Annotated in this window: 2 protein-coding genes; one reads left to right on the forward strand and one right to left on the reverse strand. The window is 72.3% G+C overall.

All coding sequences use genetic code 11. From position 1 onward, the window contains the following. Window positions 1–114: 114 nt before the first annotated feature. Window positions 115–1065: a patatin family protein gene (locus tag QH283_RS28520; RefSeq protein ID WP_280506028.1), complete on the forward strand. Its 951-nt coding sequence runs from the start codon at window positions 115–117 to the stop codon at window positions 1063–1065. A 33-nt stretch (window positions 1066–1098) separates the two neighbouring features. On the opposite strand, the gene QH283_RS28525 is transcribed toward QH283_RS28520, so the two are convergent. Further along, window positions 1099–1656: DUF4352 domain-containing protein (locus tag QH283_RS28525; protein WP_280506027.1), on the reverse strand; the 558-nt coding region annotated here is incomplete at its 5' end.

The raw sequence follows: 1656 nt of genomic DNA on the forward strand, positions 1-1656 counted from the left end.
CCGGGCCCCTCCACAAACCCCCCCCCCCCGGGGCGCGGCGGGGGGCGCCGCCCCCCCCCCCCCCCCCCCCCCCCCCCCTCGGCGTATGGTGTCCGGGTGTTGTCGAACTCTCCCGTGGCCGACATCATCCGCGGCCGGAAAGCGACCGGTTCCCGGGCCGACGGCCATCGGCTGTTCCTCGTCGTCGAAGGCGGCGGCAGCCGTGGCGTGTACTCCAGCGGCATGGTCCAGGCGATGGAAGAACTCGGGCTGTCCTCGATCTTCGACGCCGTGTACGGCACCTCGGCGGGGGCCATCAACGGCGCCTGGCTGCTGTCCGGGCGCGCGGTGCCCGGCATGCGCTCGTGGTCGAATCCGCAGATCATGAATGCCGTGATCAACCCGGCGCGGATCCTGCGCGGCGGCGCCGCCTTCGATGTGCGCTATCTGGTGCACCGCGTGTACGACGGCGTCGAGCCGATGGATTTCGACGCCATCCTCGAGCACCCGACCACCCTGCACCCCATCGCCACCGACGGGCGCACCGGCAAGCCGGTGGACCTGCGGCCGTGCATCCACGACAAGCGCAGCCTCATGCGGGTGCTGCGCGCCACCGCCAATCTGCCGATCCTCGCGGGCGGGCCGCTGGTGATCGACGGCGTGCCCTACTTCGACGGCGGGATCGCCGAGCCCATCCCGATCCGTGCGGCCGCCCGCGCGGGCGGCACCCATTTCCTGGTGCTGCGCACCCGCCGCGCCGACGAGAAGCGCGCGCCCGGTTCCCGGGTGCAGCAGGTGGTCGGCGGCAATTATCTGCGATTCGTCGCGCCCGGCGCCTATCGCGCCTTCCTGAACCGGCCCGCTCTGGAGGAGGCCGAGAGCCGGGCCTTCGCCGAACTCGGCGACCGGGTGTTGCAGATCCATCCGCCCGCCGGGTCACCGACGGTGGATTCCACCGCCCGTGACGTCGTGTTGCTGGCGCGAGCGCTGGAGATCGGACGTCGAGCGGTCTACTCGGTGTTCGGGGATCTCGGCGACCAGGGGGACGGCCGAGCGCCCGCACCGAGCGAGGAGCCCGCCGTCTAGCGCACACCCCGGGGGCCGCTGCCGGGAGCAGGTCTAGTACAGGGCCACCGAGACGCCGTCGGAGAGCACGAAGTCGTGCAGTTCGAGGTGGGCGGCCGACACCGCGTCGGGCACGTCGAACACCAGCACGGCCGTGCCCTCCGCACCCGGCGTCAGCTCGAAGGTGTGGCCCTGACGGTCCTGCACGGCCTGCCAGGCGGTGGCGGTGGCGTCGTGGTCGATGCGCGATCCGTCGGTGAGCACCAGCTTCTGACCGAACGGCAGGAACCACTTCGTCTCGTCGGAGTGGTTGCGCACGGCCAGGGTGACGATGAGGAATTCGCCGCGCGCGCTCTGGAAGCCGACCCGTTCGCCGTAGTCCAGCCCGGCCACCCTGAATTCGAACTTGCCGTCCCGGACCGGCGTGCCCGCCGGGGCCACGGTGTCACCGCCGCCGGGCGCGGGCTCCTCCACGGCGGCGGGTGGCGGGCCGTCCTGCTGCTCGGAGCCGCTCTCCGAGGCGTTCGTGGCCATCACGGCCAGGCAACCGACACCGAACAGGCACGGGGCGAGCACGAGCAGCAGCGTCGCCCACATCACGGTCCGCACGAG

The sequence above is a fragment of the Nocardia farcinica genome, assembly GCF_029867845.1.
GTDB classification, from domain to species: domain Bacteria; phylum Actinomycetota; class Actinomycetes; order Mycobacteriales; family Mycobacteriaceae; genus Nocardia; species Nocardia farcinica_A.